19 protein-coding genes and 1 pseudogene are annotated in these 18,080 nt (G+C 54.3%); 15 read left to right on the top strand and 5 right to left on the bottom strand.

Features of this window, described 5'->3' with window-relative positions; all coding sequences use genetic code 11:
* Window positions 1-3 precede the first annotated feature (3 nt).
* The 3 genes from ACYZYZ_RS05045 to ACYZYZ_RS05035 all read left to right on the top strand — a co-directional run bounded on the left by ACYZYZ_RS05045 (window position 4) and on the right by ACYZYZ_RS05035 (window position 3,075).
* Complete coding sequence (locus tag ACYZYZ_RS05045) at window positions 4-1,182, top strand: ATP phosphoribosyltransferase regulatory subunit (RefSeq protein WP_461483491.1); 1,179 nt, start codon at window positions 4-6, stop codon at window positions 1,180-1,182.
* A gap of 24 nt (window positions 1,183-1,206) precedes the next feature.
* Window positions 1,207-2,499 carry an adenylosuccinate synthase gene (locus tag ACYZYZ_RS05040; protein WP_305169972.1) on the top strand — a complete coding sequence of 431 codons (1,293 nt, stop codon included), beginning with the start codon at window positions 1,207-1,209 and terminating at the stop codon, window positions 2,497-2,499.
* A gap of 165 nt (window positions 2,500-2,664) precedes the next feature.
* Complete coding sequence (locus ACYZYZ_RS05035; protein WP_461483474.1) at window positions 2,665-3,075, top strand: CBS domain-containing protein; 411 nt, start codon at window positions 2,665-2,667, stop codon at window positions 3,073-3,075.
* Here the strand turns inward: ACYZYZ_RS05035 and feoB are convergent.
* Together feoB and ACYZYZ_RS05025 are read right to left on the bottom strand one after the other, a co-directional pair.
* Entirely contained in the window at window positions 3,072-5,405 is a 2,334-nt protein-coding gene (gene feoB, locus ACYZYZ_RS05030; RefSeq protein ID WP_461483473.1) for a Fe(2+) transporter permease subunit FeoB, read from the bottom strand. The genes ACYZYZ_RS05035 and feoB overlap by 4 nt on opposite strands.
* Entirely contained in the window at window positions 5,402-5,629 is a 228-nt protein-coding gene (locus ACYZYZ_RS05025; protein WP_369427778.1) for a FeoA family protein, read from the bottom strand. Before ACYZYZ_RS05025 ends, feoB begins: the two co-directional genes overlap by 4 nt.
* A 227-nt stretch (window positions 5,630-5,856) precedes the next feature.
* Here ACYZYZ_RS05025 and ACYZYZ_RS05020 point away from each other — a divergent pair, with 227 nt between their 5' ends.
* Window positions 5,857-6,174 (top strand): NGG1p interacting factor NIF3, encoded by a 318-nt coding sequence (locus ACYZYZ_RS05020; protein ID WP_461483472.1) that lies wholly within the window; start codon window positions 5,857-5,859, stop codon window positions 6,172-6,174.
* Between the two features lie 156 nt (window positions 6,175-6,330).
* Here ACYZYZ_RS05020 and ACYZYZ_RS05015 read toward each other — a convergent pair.
* Window positions 6,331-6,741 (bottom strand): annotated as a pseudogene (locus tag ACYZYZ_RS05015) (NUDIX hydrolase); the annotation flags it as partial.
* A gap of 63 nt (window positions 6,742-6,804) precedes the next feature.
* On the opposite strand from ACYZYZ_RS05015, the gene ACYZYZ_RS05010 reads away from it, so the two are divergent.
* Together ACYZYZ_RS05010 and ACYZYZ_RS05005 are read left to right on the top strand one after the other, a co-directional pair.
* Entirely contained in the window at window positions 6,805-7,419 is a 615-nt protein-coding gene (locus ACYZYZ_RS05010; RefSeq protein WP_305169978.1) for an NUDIX hydrolase, read from the top strand.
* A 57-nt stretch (window positions 7,420-7,476) separates the two neighbouring features.
* Window positions 7,477-7,668, top strand: coding sequence for a DUF1289 domain-containing protein (locus tag ACYZYZ_RS05005; protein ID WP_305169979.1), 192 nt, complete (start codon window positions 7,477-7,479; stop codon window positions 7,666-7,668).
* 50 nt (window positions 7,669-7,718) lie between these two features.
* Here ACYZYZ_RS05005 and ACYZYZ_RS05000 read toward each other — a convergent pair whose 3' ends face one another.
* Window positions 7,719-9,020 (bottom strand): HlyC/CorC family transporter, encoded by a 1,302-nt coding sequence (locus ACYZYZ_RS05000; RefSeq protein WP_305169980.1) that lies wholly within the window; start codon window positions 9,018-9,020, stop codon window positions 7,719-7,721.
* Between the two features lie 140 nt (window positions 9,021-9,160).
* Window positions 9,161-9,949: a cytochrome C assembly family protein gene (locus tag ACYZYZ_RS04995; protein WP_461483471.1), complete on the bottom strand. Its 789-nt coding sequence runs from the start codon at window positions 9,947-9,949 to the stop codon at window positions 9,161-9,163.
* Between the two features lie 138 nt (window positions 9,950-10,087).
* Between ACYZYZ_RS04995 and ffh the strand changes: the two genes are divergently transcribed.
* From ffh to thrC, 9 genes are all read left to right on the top strand, one after another.
* Window positions 10,088-11,503, top strand: coding sequence for a signal recognition particle protein (gene ffh / locus ACYZYZ_RS04990; protein ID WP_461483490.1), 1,416 nt, complete (start codon window positions 10,088-10,090; stop codon window positions 11,501-11,503).
* Between the two features lie 204 nt (window positions 11,504-11,707).
* A complete protein-coding gene (rpsP, locus tag ACYZYZ_RS04985; RefSeq protein WP_305169982.1) occupies window positions 11,708-11,953 on the top strand; it encodes a 30S ribosomal protein S16 in 246 nt (81 codons plus the stop codon).
* Window positions 11,954-11,984: 31 nt separating this feature from the next.
* Window positions 11,985-12,506, top strand: a complete 522-nt coding sequence (gene rimM, locus ACYZYZ_RS04980) for a ribosome maturation factor RimM (protein ID WP_305169984.1) — start codon at window positions 11,985-11,987, stop codon at window positions 12,504-12,506.
* A 24-nt stretch (window positions 12,507-12,530) separates the two neighbouring features.
* Window positions 12,531-13,289, top strand: coding sequence for a tRNA (guanosine(37)-N1)-methyltransferase TrmD (gene trmD / locus ACYZYZ_RS04975; protein ID WP_305169985.1), 759 nt, complete (start codon window positions 12,531-12,533; stop codon window positions 13,287-13,289).
* A 74-nt stretch (window positions 13,290-13,363) separates the two neighbouring features.
* Window positions 13,364-13,720, top strand: coding sequence for a 50S ribosomal protein L19 (rplS, locus tag ACYZYZ_RS04970; protein WP_305169986.1), 357 nt, complete (start codon window positions 13,364-13,366; stop codon window positions 13,718-13,720).
* Window positions 13,721-13,825: 105 nt separating this feature from the next.
* Complete coding sequence (xerD, locus tag ACYZYZ_RS04965) at window positions 13,826-14,728, top strand: site-specific tyrosine recombinase XerD (protein WP_461483470.1); 903 nt, start codon at window positions 13,826-13,828, stop codon at window positions 14,726-14,728.
* A gap of 97 nt (window positions 14,729-14,825) precedes the next feature.
* Entirely contained in the window at window positions 14,826-15,569 is a 744-nt protein-coding gene (locus tag ACYZYZ_RS04960) for a DsbC family protein (RefSeq protein WP_461483469.1), read from the top strand.
* 347 nt (window positions 15,570-15,916) lie between these two features.
* Window positions 15,917-17,221: a homoserine dehydrogenase gene (locus ACYZYZ_RS04955; RefSeq protein WP_461483468.1), complete on the top strand. Its 1,305-nt coding sequence runs from the start codon at window positions 15,917-15,919 to the stop codon at window positions 17,219-17,221.
* 19 nt (window positions 17,222-17,240) lie between these two features.
* A partial coding sequence (gene thrC / locus ACYZYZ_RS04950) for a threonine synthase (RefSeq protein ID WP_461483467.1) occupies window positions 17,241-18,080 on the top strand: 840 nt, incomplete at its 3' end.

Here is an 18,080-nt window from a genome sequence, read left to right as displayed (position 1 = left end):
ACAATGACTGTGGCGGATCGATGGCTGTTGCCAGACGGGGTGGAGGAAATTCTTCCCAACCGGGCACTGCAGATAGAACGACTCAGACGGCAGGTGCTTGACCTTTATCACAGTTGGGGATATGACCTGGTCATACCTCCGCTGGTGGAATTTACTGACTCCCTGCTAAGCGGAACGGGTTCAGACCTAGACCTGATGACCTTCAAAGTGACGGACCAGCTCAGTGGCCGCACCATGGGTATTCGCGCAGATATAACTCCGCAAACCAGTCGCATGGATGCCCATAGCTTGCAACGGCAGGGCCCCAGCCGTCTGTGCTATGCCAGCACCGTGCTCTATACCCGTCCCCGCCATGCATTGGAAAGCCGCTCACCGATACAAATTGGCGTCGAGCTCTACGGTGAAGCAGGGCTGGCGGCGGATATCGAAGTGATAAGCTTGATGCTGGAAACGCTGCAGTTGATCGGTGTTAACAGGCCTCAGCTGGACCTGGGGCATGTGGGCGTTTATGGCAGTCTGCTGGAATGTGCTGAGTTGTCGTCCGATCAGGAAGCTGAACTGTTTGAATTGCTGCAGCGCAAGGCTGTGCCGGAGCTGGACAGTTGGCTGATGGCTAATGTGTCTGACCCTGAAATGGCAACCCTGCTTCGTGCACTGGTGGACTTGGCCGGTGGTGTTGATGTTCTGGACCGCGCCCGCACATTATTTGCAGAGGCTCCCGCCGAGGTTGAGTTGGCCTTAGATGAATTGCAGCAGACTGTTGATGGCCTTCAGGCCTGTTATCCGGAATTGAATATTTATATGGACCTGAGTGAACTTCGCGGTTACCACTACCACACCGGCATTGTGTTTGCCGCTTATGCGCAAGGCGTGGGTCAGGCCATTGGCAATGGTGGTCGCTATGACCACGTAGGCGAAGGGTTCGGTCGCTCCAGGCCAGCCACCGGTTTCAATATGAGTTTGCAGGCATTGGCTCAGATCGCTACAAATACTCCTATTCCTGCAGGTATTTATGTGCCTGTCACAGAGGGTGATGAGCTTCGCGATACCATCGCTGGACTTAGACAGCAGGGGGAAAGGGTGGTCTGTGGGTTTCCCGGCCAGCAGCCTGACTATGAGGAATTACACTGTGACCGCCAGTTGTTGCTGGTGGACGGTACCTACCAAGTAAAACCTGTTTAACCATTTCAGGGCTAGAGAGAACACATGGGTAAGAATGTAGTGGTGCTGGGCACCCAATGGGGTGATGAAGGCAAGGGCAAGATCGTTGACTTGCTGACTGATCAGGCTTCCGTAGTAGCGCGATTCCAGGGTGGCCATAACGCGGGTCATACGCTGGTTATCGAAGGCCAGAAAACGGTGCTGCACCTGATTCCTTCCGGCATTCTCCGCGACAACGTTACCTGCATGATCGGCAATGGCGTGGTGTTGTCGCCAGAGGCGCTGCTGGAGGAAATGGCCGAGTTGGAAGGCAAGGGTGTACCTGTGCGGGAGCGTTTGCGACTGTCTCCGGCCTGCCCGCTGATTTTGCCCGTGCACATTGCACTCGATCAGGCCCGCGAGCGAGCCCGGGGCAATGCCAAGATTGGCACCACTGGCCGCGGCATTGGTCCGGCCTATGAAGATAAAGTAGCCCGTCGGGGGTTGCGCCTGGGTGATATGTTTAATCGTGAGCTGTTTGCCAACAAGCTGAAAGAGTTGATGGCTTATCACAATTTCATGCTGACAAACTATTATCAGGAAGATGCGGTCAGTTATGAAGAGACACTGGCTCTAACTGTGAAATGGGCCGAGGAGCTGGAGCCCATGGTTGCCGACGTAACCGGTGAGTTGCATGAGGCCCGTGAAGCGGGCAAAAACATCATGTTTGAAGGGGCCCAGGGTTCCCTGTTGGACATTGATCACGGCACCTATCCCTTCGTAACGTCTTCTAATACCACTGCCGGTGGCACAGCTACTGGTAGCGGCTTTGGTCCGCTTTATCTGGATTACGTGCTGGGTATCACCAAAGCCTACACCACCCGGGTTGGCTCCGGGCCGTTCCCTACGGAGCTTTTTGATGCTATCGGCAAGCACTTGGGTGAAAAAGGGCATGAATTTGGCGCTACAACCGGGCGTGAAAGGCGCTGTGGTTGGTTTGATGCTGTGGCCCTGAAGCAGGCGATCCGTATCAACTCGGTATCTGGCCTGTGTCTGACCAAACTGGATGTGCTGGATGGTCTGGATACCATCAAGCTCTGTGTGGGTTATCAGGATGCCGAAGGTAATGAAGCAGCCGCACCCTGCCACGCTGATGATTATGAAAAGCTGGTGCCTATTTATGAGGAAATCCCAGGGTGGCAGGATTCTACAATCGGTGCCAAATCACTGGATGACCTACCGGCTAACGCGCGTGCCTATATTTCGCGTATTGAGGAAATACTCAAGACGCCGGTGGATATTATTTCCACTGGACCGGATCGGGTGGAGACCATCATTTTAAGACATCCATTTGCCTGACAAGTGATCGTTCTTTTCTTATAAAACACTCTGCCCCTGAACCACAACAATTTGCTTCAGGGGTATTTCTAGCACCTTTCTGTGGGAGAAATTTCCCAGGACGGGGGTTTCTCTTCTGAAATTCTTGATTAAGCTTAAACAGAGAGTCGTTAAAGGTTTGTACATATGCTTAATTCAGTCGAACTGAAAGATTACATGCTCCGCAATCCCATTAAGGTCAATCTGAATGATGACCTGTTTGTGGCGATTGACCGCATTGTGGCGAATAAGGTTTCCGGGGTTTGTGTGGTGGACGACGAGAATAACCTGGTGGGTATGTTGTCAGAAGTGGACTGCCTGGGAGCCATTCTTTCCGCCCGCTACAATCAGGAAACCAGTGTCGGCCCCGTCAGCGGTGTAATGACCCGTGATGTTTATTGCGTCTCGCCAAACGCAGATATTGTCGATGTGGCTCAGGAAATGTTGCAACGTGGTTTTCGCCGCTGCCCGGTTGTTGAGAAGGGCAAGCTGGTGGGCCAGATTACCTGTCGCCAGTTGTTGAATGGCGTCCAGACGTTTTCACAGAAAACCGCTTAACCGTGCAAATTGACAGCCGGAATCAGGTTCTGGCGTCGTGCCTGCCGTTTGCCGTATTCCATCAGTAGAAAATAACCCGCCAACAGGATTGCTGCCATCGCACCAGTCCACATCAATGACTGCTCAGGGTGTTCAGAAAAAGTACCCAGCTGGTAGGTCATGACTGCAACGGCATAGGCCAGCAGTGTATTCCAGGTCGCCGAAAAGAAGGCCCAGGTACCGCCGGCTTCTTTGTAGATTGCTCCGAGGGTCGCTACGCAGGGCATGTAAAGCAGAACAAACAGTATGTAACTGAAAGCGGCGATGGGTGTTGCAAACAACTGTTGCATCAAGCCGATGGTCGTGAGTTCGACTTCCTGAGCCTGGGCGGCGGCCTGTTGATCTGCCAGGTCGCCGACACTAAGCCCCAGTGGATCTCCCCACATATGGTTAACCTCCGCCAGGTTGGCGGGTATTGAGGCAAACGCCTCGCCTAACATCCCGCCAATACTGGGCGATGTTTCATCGGTAGTACTGCTGCCGGCACGGGCCATGTCGGTGTAGAGGGCATCAAGGGTGCCAACCACTACTTCTTTGGCAAAAATGCCGCTGAAAATCCCGACGGTTGCCGGCCAGTTTTCCTCTTTTACACCCAGGGGCTCAAAAATGGGGGTAATGGTTTTACCAATGCTGGAAAGTAGTGAGCGTTCGGTGTTCTGGTTGTTGAAGCTGCCATCGGTGCCGATGGAATTCACAAAGTTAAGAATGATTACGACCGCGACAATAGCTTTACCGGCCCGTAGCATGAAACCACGCAGGCGATGCCAGCTGTGGATCAATAATCCCCTCAAGGTGGGGACGTGATAATTGGGCAGTTCCATGATGAACGGAGCGATGTCCCGGCTGAGCATTTTGCGACGCACCAGTAGGCCGGTCAGGACAGCCAGCACGATACCGATGATGTACAGGCCGAAGACCACATTTTGACCGTTATGGGTAAAAAAGGCCGCGGCGAACAGGGTATACACTGTGAGGCGGGCTCCACAGGACATGAAGGGGGCCATCAATGTGGTGAGCAGTCGATCCTGCTGTGTGTCCAGAGTCCGGCTGGCCATGACCGAGGGAACATTGCAGCCGAATCCGACGACCAACGGCACAAAGGATTTTCCCGGCAGTCCAATACTGCGCATCAGCCGGTCAAGAATGAAAGCGGCGCGGGCCATATACCCGGAATCTTCAAGAAACGTCTGGAACAGAAACAGGGTGCCAATGACGGGAACAAAACTCGCCACCAGTTGGATGCCGCCACCAGCTCCGTCAGCGATGAGAGCAGTCAGCCATTCGGGGCAATGAATGGCGGTAAGGAGCATTCGGGGCAATTCTACAAAAATGGCGCCTGCTGCAATGTCAAAAAAGTCGATGAAGGCACCACCAAAGTTAATCGTTACCATGAACATCAGGTACATCACGCCCAGAAAAGCTGGAAATGCCAGAAAACGATTTAGCAAGACGGCATCCAGATAATCGGAAATAGACCGTCTGTGCATGGCTTCATGGTGAACGGCCGTAGCGATGGCCTGGTTGATCCACTGATAGCGATTGGTGATCAGCGTGTCTGAAATAGAGCTATTTAACTGTGACTGCAGTGCGTTTACTTCCAGCAACAGGTTGTTTTGCAGCTCTTCGCTGAATCCTTGCAGAATCCGACTGTCGCGCTCCAGCACCGCCGTGGCTTCCAGGCGAGTGGTGTTCGGTTTCTCCTGCTTCATCAGGGCCAGTACACGTTGCGCTGCAGTCTCTACGGGCGCGGCCACAGTGACAGGGTAATTGGCTTCAGGGTTCCGGTGCAGATGGTTGTCGACCACGTCAATGAGTGTACCGACGCCTTCGCCACGACTGGCCACCAGAGCTACAACAGGCAGGCCGAGTTTATCGGATAGCTCATAGGGATCGATGTGCACACCATTCTGGTCAGCTACATCCATCATATTGAGGGCCACCACCAGAGGCACTTCTGCTTCCATCAATTGGGTGGTGAGGTAAAGGCCACGCTCCAGGCTGGAGGCATCCACAATATTGATAATCAGGTCGGCAGTTTTTTCCAGGACAAATTGCTGGGCGATCTGTTGGTCAATGGAGTCGTCTTCACAGGATGCGTGCAGTGAATAGGTGCCCGGTAAATCAATGACATTGAAGCGGGTTTGAGCATGCTGGAAATGGCCGGTCTTCTGTTCGACGGTGACACCGGGCCAGTTGCCCACTTTCTGGTGGGTGCCGGTCAGGTGGTTAAAGAGCGTGGTTTTACCGCAGTTCGGGTTACCCACCAGCGCAATGGTGAATTCCCGGCTCATAGTTTCTCAACCTGGATGTTGCCTGCTTCGTGTTGCCTCAAGCTGAGCCGAAATCCCCTGACCAGTATGGCGATAGGATCGCCAAGGGGAGCCCGATGCTGGACAGTAAAGGTTGTCCCTGGTGTGAGGCCAAGGCTCATCAGCCGGTTGCGGTAGGACTCCGGGAGATCGTTAAAACCCTGCACGACAGCAGAGTCACCTGTTTGAAGCTGGTTAAATTGCATATAGCTCACATGTTTTCTGGTGCTCAGGTTTAATAAGGCTACCCGCTAAATGATAATGATTATCGGTTATAGAAAGAAAAGAGGCAATAGATAAAAACCCTTTAGTTCGTGTGCTTATTCTGTGCAGCGGCAGTCATGCCCGGTTAGTGATGTCCGGAACTTGGTGAGTCTGGCCGATACAGGGTATTCACGTTAACCTCAGTGCATCTTATGAGGAGGCGACAGTCGTGTACAAACTGGTTTTCTATGTGCCTATCGACTATCTGGAAACAGTGAAAAAAGCCGTATTCGATAGCGGGGCCGGGCGCATTGGTGATTATGAGCATTGCTGCTGGCAGGTGAGAGGCAGTGGGCAATTTCGTCCAATGGTCGGGAGTAAGCCGTTTGTGGGAAAAGTTAATGAGCTTGAGGTGGTAGAGGAGTTTCGCGTGGAAATGGTGTGTGAAGATGCGCTGATCCGAAATGCTCTGCAGGCAATGCTGTCAGCTCACCCCTACGAAGAACCCGCCTATGATGTTTGGCAGCTCGCAGACGTCAAGTCTTAGGAAAAATAGAGTCCCCAGGCTGGGGCTTCAGCGTAGTCGCCGGTTTATTGTACCCGTGCAGATGGCAGAGTCATCTATGGCCTGAACGCTGAAAAAGTGTTCCAGTGCCTGGGTAATGACTGGAAATGCCAATTCATTCCAGGGAACTTCATGCTCATGAAAGAGCTCTACCTTTAGAGACTCTTCACCGGGGGCATAACTGTCATCCACCAGTTGGCCCTGATAAAAGATATAGACCTGGTTGATATGGGGAATATCGTACATGCCAAAAAGCGTGGGGGTTTCAAGTTGAGCGCGGGCTTCTTCATGACATTCCCGCAGGGCGCCCTGGATGACAGTTTCGCCGTTTTCGAGAAACCCTGCAGGAAGCGTCCAGTAGCCAAGACGGTGGGCAATGGCCCGTTTGCAAAGCAGGATACGTTTGCCGGAAATCGGTATACATCCCGCGATAATTCGCGGATTCTGGTAATGCACACTATCGCATTGATCACAGACGTGGCGTTCCCGGTTATCCCCTTCGGGAATCCGTATCGTGATGGTGTTGCCGCAGTGACTGCAAAAATTCATGGAAGGCCAATTCAGTGAAAAAGTTCTGGTACACAGAGAGTCTATGGAAAGTATCATAACCGAATGATGTTGAAGAAAATAACTGACAGCCTAAAACCCGTACCGCTGGAGCGGCTCGCTCCGTGTGGCGATGAAGGTGTGGATGCTGCCATACTGATTCTCCTCACCCGCGAAGTGCATGACCCGAAGATCATCCTCACCAAACGCGCTGAGCACCTCAATTCCCACAGTGGCGAGGTGGCCTTCCCCGGGGGTAAGTGGGAGCCGGGTGACGATGACCTGCTGGCAACAGCTCTGCGGGAAACCTGGGAAGAAATTGATCTGGATATTGACCAAGCGGAAGTCCTGGCGGGACTGCCCGTCAACCGCACTCGCCATCTGTTAAGGGTAAAACCTTATGTGGGACTGATTGAGCCAGCGTTGCCGCTGGTGGCCAATCCGGAAGAACTGGACGCGGTATTTGAAGTGCCCGTCAGTTATTTCCTTGATGTGTCCAACCTTACCGTGGATCATTTTTCAGGGGAGGACTACAGCCTGGATATGCCATGCTACATCTACGAGGGGTACCGTATCTGGGGCTTTACGTTGGCGGTGTTGGTGGATTTTCTTAACCTGACACTCGATGCTGGTCTGCGATTGCACTACCCGGATCGCGTCAGTCTCAGGCCCCCAGCTTGAAGGTCGCGCCGATTGCGCCGATAATCCGCTCCCCGATAACCACCAGACAATCTCAACATGGCTTTTACACCCGGCACCATCACATCACCCTGCGTATCCATCTGCGCACTGGACGAAAATGACGAGTGCATCGGCTGCTATCGAACCGCCAAGGAAATACGTGACTGGCTGCTGATGGATGATGACGAGCGCCTGGATGTGATCTGTAAAGCGGCTGAGCGGGGCAAAAAAAATAACCCCTTTGCCTGATGGTGTTTGCTTTGCAAGAAAGGCTGTTTGCTGTTTAGCGTACTGCCAACTTAATCTTCTTCGTCTTCGTGATCTTCTGAAGATACGACTCCTCCCAGCATGCGTTTGACCCGCACCTTGGCTACCATCTTTTCGCTCAGCTCAAGAGTTTCAAATCGATAGCGGCCAATGCTGAAGCTGACATTGCCGTCGGGAATACTCTCAAGATGTTCCAGAATCAGGCCATTCAGTGTTTTTGGCCCATCGACGGGTAAATCCCAGAGATTACTCTTGTTGATATCGCGGATGGTGGCAGAACCCTCAATGTCGTACATGGTTTTATCCAGGGCAACAATTTCGTCCTGGCCATCCTCTGCGCGGTTAGTGGTGAAATCGCCGACGATCTCCTCGAGAATATCCTCCATGGTGACCAGCCCTTCAATTTCACCATATTCGTCAACCACCAGACCGATACGTCGCCGCGCCTGTTGGAAGTTCAGGAGTTGTTTGTTCAGCGGGGTATTCTCAGGCACGAAATAAGGTTCCCGGGAGAATCGCTTGATCGCCTCCTTGGTCAATCCTTCACCACCAGAACGTAGCAGGCGTGCAATGGTTTTCATATGCAGAAAACCTTCCACGCGGCTGATATCGCCGGTAAAGACCGGCAAGCGGGTGTAGCCGCAATTGATCACCGTGGTTAACAGGGTGTCGATGTCGTCTTCAAGGTTGAGTCCGACAATATCGTTGCGTGGCACCATAATGTCATTCACGGTGACCGTCTCGAGATCGAGAATATTGATCAGCATATCCTGATGTTCAGGAATGTTGCGACTGGAGATGTCCACCACGGTGCGGATTTCCTCTTTGCTGAGGCTGACATCCACGACCTTTGATGGGTTGACGCCGAAGATTCTCAACAGCCCGTTCGAGAGGTGGTTGACTAACCAGACCAGGGGGTAGAACAGCGTCAACAAAGGTCTCAGGATATGGCTGGCTGTAAAGGCAATGCCTTCCGGGTGCAGTGCCGCCAACGTCTTGGGTGTCACTTCAGAAAAAATCAGCACTGCCATGGTCAGCAGCAAGGTGGCGATGGCTATGCCGGCATCACCGTACAAGCGTAGCGCAATCACCGTCGCAATGGCCGATGCCAGAATGTTCACCATATTGTTGCCGATCAGAATGATACCGATCAGGCGGTCGGGACGTTTCAGGAGCTTGTGAGCCTTGCGGGCACCGCTGGACCGTTTGCGCAGGTGTTTCAACCTGTAGCGGTTGAGGGACATCATGGCGGTTTCGGAGCCAGAGAAGAAACCGGAAAGTAGTAAAAGGCCACCTAATATACTAAAAAGCAGCCAGAGTGGGGCGTCATCCAAAGGAGGAAAAACCTCGTCATTCCACAGGGCATCCAATGTTGAAGAAGTTTGCCGGAATTGGCAACTGTTGCGTGGGATAACTTCAGAGCTGAAATAGGGCTGGAAACAGTGGTGTTGAGAGGCTTTCGCACCGTTATGGGTTAGCCCAGAAGGACCTCAATCACAAATTTGCTACCCCAGTAGGCCAGAACCATGGCGAAGAAACCGATCAGGGTCCAGCGTATTGCTGTATTTCCCCGCCAGCCTTTCATGTGCCTGCCCCACAGCAGAATGGCGTAAAACAGCCAGGAACAGAGGGCAAATACCGATTTGTGGGCCAGGTGCTGGGCAAAAAAGTCTTCGAAAAAAAGAAAGCCTGTAATGAGGGACAGTGTAAGCAGGATAAACCCGGCCCAGAGCACTTCAAACAACAGTGCTTCCATGGTCTGCAGGGGCGGCACCACCTGCAACCAGCTGCCCAACCGTTTGTGGCGAAGCCGCCAGTTTTTCAGCGCCAGTAATGCCGCCTGCAGCGCTGCTATCGACATCAGGCTGTAGGCCAGGATGGAAATAAAAATATGGGTGCCAATGGGAGCCGAAACGGCTTGCCAGGGAACATGTGTACTGCCCACCAGAATCGTGGTGGCCAGAATGATTGCCGCCAGTGGAAAAAGCAGTAAAAACAGGTTGTGAACCGGCTTGCGGAAACTGCTGATCAGAACAATCAGGTTAATCGTAAAGCTGATGGCCGTACTCATCGGGAAAAGGCTGAAGTCCAACCCCTTAGCGGTAAACACCCAGCGCAGGCTGACATAACCGTGTAAAGCAATAGCTACAGCAGCCACCAGGAACAACGGGGTGACCCGTAAGTTCGGATGCTGGCGCAGCTGTAACACCTGATACAGCGTGGCACAGAGGTAGACAGCGATGGCGGCAGTAGCAACGAACATAAGGTGACAGCTTTCCTTGGAGGTCCGAAAGTGTGTCACAGATGTGCGATAGCGAAAAGACTCCATCCCAATCCACATCACCTTTCAGTTATACTTTGTGCCCCTTTTGCAACGTTGTATTAAAGAATTGCTATGGCGATGTTTGAAAATCTTAGTGATCGTTTATCCGCCAGCCTGAAGAAAATTTCGGGCAAGGCCAGCCTTACCGAAGACAATATTCAGGAGACTCTGCGTGAGGTGCGCATGGCGCTTCTGGAGGCCGATGTTGCCCTGCCGGTGGTGAAAACCTTTGTCGATGGCGTCAAGCAGCGGGCCCTTGGTCAGGAAGTCAGTTCCAGTCTGAACCCCGGTCAGCAATTCCTGAAAATTGTGCAGGCAGAACTCGAGCACGTCATGGGCGACAGCAACGAGGAGCTCAATCTCGCTGCCAAGCCTCCCGCGGTGGTTCTCATGGCGGGTCTGCAGGGTGCGGGTAAAACCACCTCTGTGGCCAAGTTGGCTAAATACCTCAAAGAGCGCCAGAAAAAGAAAGTCATGGTGGTCAGTGCCGACGTGTATCGTCCGGCGGCCATCAAGCAACTGGAAACCCTGGCCGGCGAAGTGGAGGCCGAGTATTTCCCCAGTACCGCCGAGCAGAAGCCGGTTGATATTGTTCGCAATGCCGTTCAGGCAGCGAAAACAAAATTTGTGGATGTGTTGCTGGTGGATACCGCTGGCCGGTTACACATCGACGATGCCTTGATGGCGGAAATTCAGCAGATCCACAAGGCCGTAGACCCGGTAGAAACGCTGTTCGTGATCGATGCCATGATTGGTCAGGATGCCGTGACCACAGCACAGGCATTCAATGAAGCGCTGCCACTGACCGGTGTGATTCTCACCAAGGTGGACGGCGATGCCCGAGGCGGTGCCGCACTGTCGGTACGCCAGATTACCGGTAAGCCCATCAAGTTCCTTGGTGTTGGCGAGAAGACCGACGCTCTGGAACCCTTCCACCCAGAGCGTATAGCCTCCCGTATCCTTGGTATGGGCGATGTGATGTCGCTGATCGAGGAAGTGGAGCGTACCGTTGATCGCAAAAAAGCGGAAAAACTGGCTAACAAAGTCGTCAAGGGTAAAAAGTTTGATCTCGAAGATCTGCGAGACCAGTTGCAGCAGATGAAAAACATGGGCGGCTTTTCCAGCTTGCTGGATAAGCTGCCGGGCATGGGCAATATGTCTCAGATGGTGGAACAGGCCAATATGGGTGCCCAGTTTGGCAAAATGGAAGCCATCATCAACTCCATGACCCCCGCCGAGCGCCGCAACCCGGATATCCTCAACGGTTCGCGCAAGCGTCGCATTACCATGGGCTCCGGCACTACCCTTCAGGACCTCAACCGCCTGCTTAAACAGCACAAGCAGATGGGCAAAATGATGAAGAAAATGAAGGGCAAAGGCATGCAGCAGATGATGCGTGGCATGGCGGGCAACCTACCTCAGGGTGGTGGTATGCCAGGCGGTGGTCTTCCCCCGGGTGGGATGATGCCCGGGGGCAAAAAATTCCCGTTCTGATTTTTGCCGCCAGCCCTCTAACCCCTTAATACCGCTAGAGTTTGCTAATACTTCCAGAGGGTTATTTCTGGTATACACAGGGGGATGTTTTCGCTATAATCCCGCGCCTTTCAACGATGCCCGGCCCGTGCTGGGCATCGTGCCATGGTCCTCACCGGCCCTGGCTACCGGTAATTTGAAACACAGAAACAGAAGAGAATTTTCATGGTAACCATTCGTTTGGCTCGTGGTGGCTCTAAAAAGCGCCCGTTTTATCACATTCACGTCACTGATAGCCGCAAGGCGCGTGATGGCCGTTACATCGAGCGCATCGGCTTTTTCAACCCGGTCGCCCGTGGCCAGGAAGAGCGTCTGCGCGTTGATACTGACCGTGTACAACACTGGGTTGCCCAGGGTGCCACGCTGTCAGAACGTGTTAACCAGCTGGTAAAAGAAGCAGCCAACGCCTGATTACCTGCGTGAAGCGGAGTGCCTGAGCACCATGGATCCAATTGATCCGGTTATTGTCGGGCGTATTACCACCGTTCACGGCGTTAAGGGTTGGGTAAAGGTGCATGCGTTTACCGACCCGGTTGAGAATATTACCGGTTACTCCCCCTGGTGGTTAAAGTCCGCTGAGGGGTGGCTGCAGCTGGAGGTTGATCAGCACCGCATGTCCTCCAAGGGACTGATGGTCCACCTCAAAGGTGTTGATGATCGCGATGTTGCCCGACAGTACTGTCAGCGGGATATCGCTGTCGAGAAAGCCTGCTTGCCCGCCTTGACCGAAGGCGAATACTACTGGCACCAGCTCGAAGGGTTGGCCGTGGTGACAAAGCAGGGTGTCAGGCTTGGCACGGTATCGAGCCTGATGGAAACCGGCGCCAATGATGTGCTGGTGGTCAATGGGGATGCGCAAAGCCTTGATCGGCAAGAGCGTCTAATCCCCTACGTGGAACAATTTGTATTAGGTGTCGATCTCGATGCCGCAAAGATCGAGGTCGACTGGGACCCCGATTTCTGAATGGTTAAGCGTGGAGCAGCGTGAATGGCGGCGAAGAAAATAGCCCTGGTCACCCTGTTCCCCGAAATGTTCGCCGCGCTGAGCGACTATGGCATCAGCAGCAGGGCGATCAGGCAGGGGTTGCTGGAGCTGGGGTTTTTTAATCCCAGAACATACACCAGCGACCGCCACCAGACGGTGGACAGCCGACCCTACGGCGGCGGACCCGGTATGGTGATGATGATAGAACCGCTGCGGCAGGCCATACATGAGGCGCGGCAGTGGATCGGCGGCCCGGCCAGGGTCGTCTACCTTTCTCCCCAGGGAAAGGTGCTGGACCAGTCGGCAGTTAATCAGCTGGCCAGTGATGGGGACCTGATCCTGCTGGCGGGCCGCTACGAAGGTGTCGATGAGCGGCTCATTGAGCTGGAAGTTGACGAAGAATGGTCCATCGGTGATTACGTCCTCAGTGGCGGGGAGTTGCCCGCCATGGTGCTGATGGATGCACTGATCAGACAACTGCCCGGTGCGCTGGGGCACGAGGATTCTGCAGACCAGGATTCTTTTGCCGCTGGTCTGCTGGATTGCCCGCACTACACGCGGCCGGAGCAGTACGAAACATTACAGGTGCCCGAAGTCTTACTGTCGGGCAACCACGAAAAGATCAGGCAGTGGCGGTTAGAGCAGTCACTGCGAAGAACCTGGCAGAGACGCCCGGATCTGTTGAATGAGCTGGCGCTCAGTGACGAGCAACGGCAATTACTGGACAGGATTGTCAAAGAGTCGGCAGATGAAAGCGACTAAGTTGTTTTCCTCTCTGTGCGACGCTACTCAAAAAGGTGGCATGCCACCAACAGAGAATAGCTGAGGAGCAAACCATGAGTAACAAAAACCCGATCATTGCCGCCATCGAAGCGGAACAAATGAATAAAGAGCTGCCGGCCTTTGCCCCGGGCGACACCGTAGTCGTTCAGGTAAAAGTAAAGGAAGGTAACCGTGAGCGTCTGCAGGCGTTTGAAGGTGTGGTGATTGGCAAACGCAGCCGTGGCGTTAACTCTGCCTTCACTGTGCGCAAAATCTCCAATGGTGTTGGTGTTGAGCGTACCTTCCAGACCTACAGCCCGCTGGTAGACAGCGTGCAGGTGAAACGTCGTGGTGACGTGCGTCAGGCGAAACTGTACTACTTGCGTGAACTGTCTGGTAAGGCAGCCCGCATCAAGGAAAAACTCAACTGAGTTTCTGACCTTGTATGAAAAAGGCACCACTGGTTGGTGCCTTTTTTATGCCTGCGGATTTCCAATGAGAATTGCCCGTCCCGGAAGTGGCGGTTAGAGTAGGCCATGGCTTGTAATCAACCGGCGCAGCAGCTTATCGACACCTTCCTGGATGCCCTTTGGGTTGAAAAGGGGTTGGGCCAGAACACCCTCGATGCCTATCGTCGGGACCTGTGCGCCATCGCCGAATGGGCGGAGTCCGGTGGTCTCCACTTGATTGCCCTGACCGGCAACGATATTCAGCGTTACCTGGCTCACCGTTTTCAACAGGGGGTGTCCGCACGTTCCGTTGCCCGCCAACTGTCCTGTCTGCGAAGCTTTTACCGCTACCTGGTGCGGGAAAATCGCATTCAGGTGGACCCGACAGCCCTGGTGGAAAACCCCAAGCTCGGGAGGCCACTCCCCAAAAGCCTGACTGAGTCCGATGTGGAAGCCTTACTGGAGCAGCCCAGCACGGAAGAAGCTTTGGGGTTGCGTGATCGCACCATGCTGGAAGTGCTTTACGCCACCGGCTTGCGTGTCACCGAACTGGTGGGCCTGACCATTCACCAGATAAATCCTCGGCAGGGTGTTGTGCGGGTGTTCGGCAAGGGTGGCAAGGAGCGTCTGGTACCCATGGGTGAAGAGTCCCTGAGCTGGCTGGCTCGCTACCTGCGGGAAGCCCGGCCACTGCTGCTCGGTACCGTACAAAGTGACGTGCTATTCCCCAGCAACCGCGCCAGGCAGATGGCACGACAAACATTCTGGTACAGCATCAAACGCTATGCCAAGGCGGCAGGCATAGAAAAACCTCTGTCTCCCCATACCCTGCGTCACGCCTTCGCTACCCATTTGCTGAATCACGGCGCCGACCTGCGGGTGCTGCAATTGCTGCTCGGTCATAGCGATCTGTCGACTACCCAGATCTACACCCATATCGCCAGCGCCCGGATCAAATCCCTGCACGCGCAACACCACCCGAGAGGTTGAGGGAACCCCTGTTCTCCCATAGACTCCAAGCCCTGCACTTTGGTCATCGGAAGAGACCCTTCCGCAATGGAACGCTTCCCCCAAGAGATAAGTTGTTATGTTCAAGAAAATCGCCGGACTGCTGTTGGCAGCACTTATTATCCCGTCAGTATTTGCAGCAGAAGACGTGCCTGCCGATGTCAGTGCCGCCATTATTGCCAAGCTCAAGGAAGCCCGGCCCGATATGCAGTTTGGCGGTGTTGAGCCGTCTCCTATAGAAGGGCTGTACATGGTGCGTATTAACGGTACCCAGTTTCTCTATGCCAGTGCAGATGGTGAATATGTGATAAGCGGGGACATGTACCAGTCGCGTCCCGGAATGTTTGTGCCGGTCAAGGATCTGGCTGCTGCGAAGATGCGTCAGCAAATGATGTCTACCGTGGCCGAGGAAGACATGATCATCTTCCCTGCCGTTGACCAGCCGCGCTCCTATCTCTATGTCTTTACCGATGTGGATTGTGGCTATTGCCGGAAGCTGCACCTGGAATCTGTGCCGGAGCTGAACATGGCGGGTGTAGAAGTCCGCTACCTGGCTTACCCTCGTGCTGGAATCGGTTCCAAATCCTTTAAAAAGATTGCCTCAGCCTGGTGTGCGGATGACAAGCAGTCGGCCTTGACCGCATTGAAGAATAACCAGCCGGTGCCGGAAAATATCTGTGAAGACAACCCGGTCGCCGCCCAGTTTGAACTGGGCCAGAAGATTGGCGTCAACGGCACACCCGCGCTGGTTCTGGAAGACGGCACCCTAATACCTGGTTACCGTCCGGCACCCGAACTGCTCGCCATCATGGGTCTGAACTGATGGCTTTCCAATTCTGTAGTGCCTGTTTGCTGTACTGAAACCTTTTTTCCAGGCTTTTTTCTACCATCGTATGAGTGGTTGGCCCTACCAGCCATCAGGGTTAAAACTGTCACTCAGGGTATGTTAAAAAGCCCATAGCTCTGTGGTATCAACCGGTTACCCGGTGTCACCAGATTGACACCGAAGCACCGGCCCTTTAAGGTTGCCATCCCTTTGTAAAGTCAGTAGTCATACAGTGTTCTGCCGCCTCATAACGGGTACCCGTTTATCAGGTTTGCGGCAGGGACGTGTTGCTGTGATGGCGGCTGTATATCATTAACTCAACCGGTTTAATCAAGGCAAATACGTTGAACGCTGTAAAGATCGGCCTTTGTGGTCTGGGAACGGTGGGCAGTGGCACCGTGAATGTGCTGCTACGCAACCTGCAAGTCATCAACGCGCGCGCGGGTTGTTCCATTGAAATCGCTCAGGTGGGCGCACGCCGGGATAACCCCGCCTGCGACCTCGGTGATATTCCCGTCACCCGCGATATCTTCGACGTGGCCAAAAACCCCGAAATCGACATCCTGGTGGAATTGATCGGTGGCACTACCGTGGCCCGCGATTTGATGCTGTGCGCGATCGAAAATGGCAAGCATGTGGTCACCGCCAATAAGGCGCTCATTGCTGATCACGGCAACGAAATTTTTGCCGCGGCAAAAGAAAAGGGTGTGACAGTCGCCTTTGAAGCCTCCGTCGCTGGTGGCATCCCGATTATTAAAGCGATCCGTGAGGGCCTTTCTGCCAACCGCATTCAGTGGCTGGCCGGGATCATTAATGGAACCGGTAACTTCATTCTTACCGAGATGCGTGACAAGGGCAGAGCCTTTGAGGATGTACTGACAGAAGCCCAGCAGAAGGGCTACGCAGAGGCTGATCCCACCTTCGATGTGGAGGGTATCGATGCCGCCCACAAGCTGGTGATCTTGGCCTCCCTGGCGTTCGGCATCCCTCTGCAGTTTGACAAAGTCTTTACTGAAGGCATCAGCCAACTGGAAACCCAGGACGTGGCCTACGCCCAGCAGCTCGGTTATCAGATCAAGCACCTGGGCATTGCCCGTCGCAACAACGGTGGTATCGAATTGCGGGTTCACCCCACACTGATCCCCCGCAAGCGACTGATCGCCAATGTGGACGGAGTGATGAATGCCGTGCTGGTGAAAGGCGACGCCGTCGGTCCTACCCTGTATTACGGTCCCGGTGCCGGTGCTGAACCCACCGCATCGGCAGTGATCGCCGATATTGTCGACCTGGCTCGCACCCTGACCGCCGATCCGGAACACCGTGTGCCGCACCTCGGATTCCAGCCGGAGTCCCTTAACGACTTTGAAGTGCTGCCCATCGGTCAGGTGGAAACCGCTTACTACCTGCGCATCACCGCCCGTGATGTGCCCGGCGTACTGTCGAAAATCACCCTGATCCTCAGTGAAGCGAATATCGGCATTGAGGCGGTGATTCAGCACGAAGGTGAAGAGGGCGAGGAATATGTGCCCCTGATCATCATGACCGACCGCGCCATTGAACAGAAACTTGACGAGGCGGTGGACAAGATCCAGTCCCTGTCCACTACCAAAGGTGACGTGGTGTGCATCCGCGTAGAATCTTTGGGCTGATAAACAACAGGTAACGAACGTGAAATACATCAGCACCCGCGGGCAGGCGCCCGTACTGAGCTTTGAAGATGCCATTCTGGCGGGCCTTGCCACCGATGGTGGCCTCTATGTGCCGGAGACCCTGCCGCAGTTTTCCCAAGAGGAAATTGCTTCCTGGGCCGGGCTGTCCTATCAGGAGCTGGCCTTCAAGGTGATGGCGCCATTTGTTGATGGTGAGATTCCCGACGACGACCTGCGCGAGCTGATTGCCAATACCTACAGCACCTTCCGCCACGATGCCATCGCGCCGCTGGTGCAGACCGCCCACAACGAATTCATCCTCGAGCTGTTTCAGGGGCCGACTCTGGCGTTCAAGGACTTTGCCCTGCAATTTCTCGGCAACCTGCTGGACTACGTGCTGAAGAAGCGCGACCAGCGGGTAGTGATCATGGGCGCCACCTCCGGCGATACTGGGTCCGCCGCCATCGAGGGCTGTCACCACAGCGACAACGTGGACATCTTTATCCTCCACCCGCATAACCGGGTGTCCGAGGTGCAGCGCCGCCAGATGACCACGGTGCTGGAGAACAACGTTTTCAATATTGCCCTGGAAGGCAATTTCGACGACTGTCAGAACATGGTCAAGGCCAGCTTCGGCGACCAGTCGTTCCTGCCGGAAGGGCGTCAGCTGGTGGCGGTGAACTCCATCAACTGGGCGCGCATCATGGCCCAGATCGTTTACTACTTTTATGCTGGCCTGGCGCTGGGTGCTCCCCATCGCCCGGTGGCGTTCTCCGTGCCCACAGGCAACTTCGGTGACATTTTCGCCGGCTATCTGGCCAGCCGCATGGGACTGCCGGTAGACCAGCTGGTAATCGGC

It is taken from the genome of Porticoccus sp. (assembly GCA_023261185.1).
Taxonomy (GTDB): Bacteria; Pseudomonadota; Gammaproteobacteria; order Pseudomonadales; family Porticoccaceae; genus Porticoccus; species Porticoccus litoralis.
Note: the sequence above shows the minus strand (reverse complement) of the source record. Positions and strands in the feature narration are given on the sequence as shown.